The sequence below is a fragment of the Pseudoxanthomonas sp. LjRoot204_2 genome, assembly GCF_056175765.1.
In genome coordinates, this window is sequence record NZ_JBGFFG010000478.1 from 1 (window position 1) to 2,340 (window position 2,340).

Below are 2,340 nucleotides of genomic sequence, written 5' to 3' on the forward strand. Positions count from 1 at the left end.
GTGGTGCAGAACGAGAAGCGCCAGGGTGAGAACCAGCCCTACGGCCGTCGCATCAGCGCGCGCATGTTCGAAGCGCTCTATCCGGCCGGACATCCCTACAGCTGGCAGACCATCGGCTCGATGGCCGACCTGGACGCCGCCACGCTGGACGACGTGAAGACCTGGTTCCGCAGCTGGTACGGCCCGAACAACGCCGTGCTGGTGCTGGCCGGCGACATCGACGTCGCCACCGCCAAGGAAAAGGTCACGCGTTACTTCGGCGACATCCCGGCCAGCGCCACGCTGGCGGACATGAAGACCAACATTCCCACCCACGCCAAGGACACCCGCGAAACCATTCCCGACCGCGTGCCGCAGGTCCGCGTCTATCGCGCCTGGCCGGTCGCTGAAATGGGCACGAGGGACGCCGTGCTGCTCGACCTGTTCGCGCAGGTGCTGGGCGGCAGCGCGGCTTCGCGCTTCGACACGCGCCTGGTGCACGGCGAGAAGATCGCCGACCAGGCGAGCGCCTACCAGTGGAGCAGCGAGATCAGCGGCACCTTCTTCCTGATGTCCACCGTGAAGGAAGGCGTGGACCCGGCCAAGGTCGAGGCGGCGCTGGACGAGGAACTGAAGCGGCTGATCACCCAGGGTCCGACGGCCGAGGAACTCGAGCGCGCCCGCGTCTCCGGCGTGGCCAGCTTCGTGCGCGGCATCGAGCGCATCGGCGGTTTCGGCGGCAAGTCCGACGTGCTGGCGTCGTGCGCCGTCTACCAGAGCAAGCCCGATTGCTACAAGGAAGACCTCGCCATCTACGCGAGCGCCACGCCGGCCGAGGTGCAGGCCGCGGCGAAGAAGTGGCTGAGCGGCGGTTCGCACACCATTCTCGTGCAGCCCAGCGAGACGCCGGCATCGGCCCTTCCGGAAACCGTGTTCGCGGCGCCCGCCACCACGCCGGCCGCCGCGCCCAAGGTCGACCCGAAGTTCAAGACGGTGAAGACCGACGTCGATCGCAGCACCGGTGTGCCGAAGACCACCACCTTCCCCGACCTGAAGTTCCCGGCCGTGCAGCGCGCCACGCTGTCCAACGGCATGCAGGTCACGCTGGCCGAGCGTCATGAGACGCCGGTGGTGCAGATCAATGTCGAATTCCCCGGGGGTTACGCCGCCGACGTCGGCAAGAAGCTCGGTACCGCCAGCTTCGCGATGCAGATGATGGACGAAGGCGCCGGCCAGTACGGCGCCCTTGCATTCGCCGCCCGCAAGGAAGCGCTGGGTGCCGAACTGACCACGGGCGCCGGCCTGGATTCGGCCTCGGTCGGCCTGTCCGCACTGACCGACAAGCTGGCGCCGTCGCTGGACCTGCTGGCCGACGTGCTGCGCCGCCCGACCTTCGACCCGGCGGAAATCGAGCGCGTGCGCGCGACCTGGATCGCCGGCATCAAACAGGAGAAGGCACGCCCGCAGACCGCCGCGCTGCGCACGCTGCCGCCGCTGCTGTACGGCGCCGGGCATCCCTATGCCATTCCGTTCACCGGTTCGGGCACGGAGGCTTCCATCGCCTCGCTGAGCCGCGATGACCTGGCGGCGTTCCACCGCGATTGGCTGCAGCCGTCGCAGGCACGCATCACCATCGTCGGCGACACCACGCTGGCCGAGATCGTGCCGCTGCTGGAAGCGCGCTTGGGCGACTGGAAGGCCGCCCCCAATGCGCCGAAGCTCGCCGCCGTACCGACGGTCGCCAACGCGGCCAAGGCACGCGTGTTCCTGATCGACCAGCCCGGCRCCATCCAGTCCAACGTCTATGCCGCACAACTGGTGCCGCCGACCGGTGATGCGGGCACCATCGATTTCGACTTCGCCAACGGCGTGCTGGGCGGCCAGTTCAGCTCGCGCCTCAACATGAACCTGCGCGAAGACAAGCACTGGGCCTACGGCTCCTACAGTGGTGCGCGCAACACCCTCGGTCAGCGTCCGTGGTGGGCGAGCGCGGCGGTGCAGAGCGACCGCACCGCCGATTCGATGAAGGAACTGCAGAAGGAGATCAGCCAGTTCGCCACCGGCCAGGCGCCGGCCAAGCCGGAAGAGATCGCCAAGATCCGCGCCGCCAACACCCTGGAGCTTCCGGGCGCGTATGAGACCGCCTCGGCGGTGCTGGCCCAGATCGCCTCCAACCAGCGGTATGGGCGTCCGGACGACTACATCGTGCAGTACAAGGCCCGCAACGAAGCCATCGGGGCCGCYGATGTCGCGAAGGCGGCGGCCACGCTGTCGCCGTCGTCGCYGACCTGGGTGGTCGTGGGCGACCTGTCCAAGGTGGGCGAGTCGGTCCGCGCGCTGCAGTTGGGCGATGCCGTCGAG

1 protein-coding gene is annotated in these 2,340 nt (G+C 68.6%); it reads left to right on the forward strand.

Annotation, left to right across the window (positions count from 1 at the left end; all coding sequences use genetic code 11):
- The coding region (locus AC04L7_RS16855) for a M16 family metallopeptidase (RefSeq protein WP_475513471.1) at positions 1-2,340 on the forward strand (2,340 nt) is incomplete at both ends.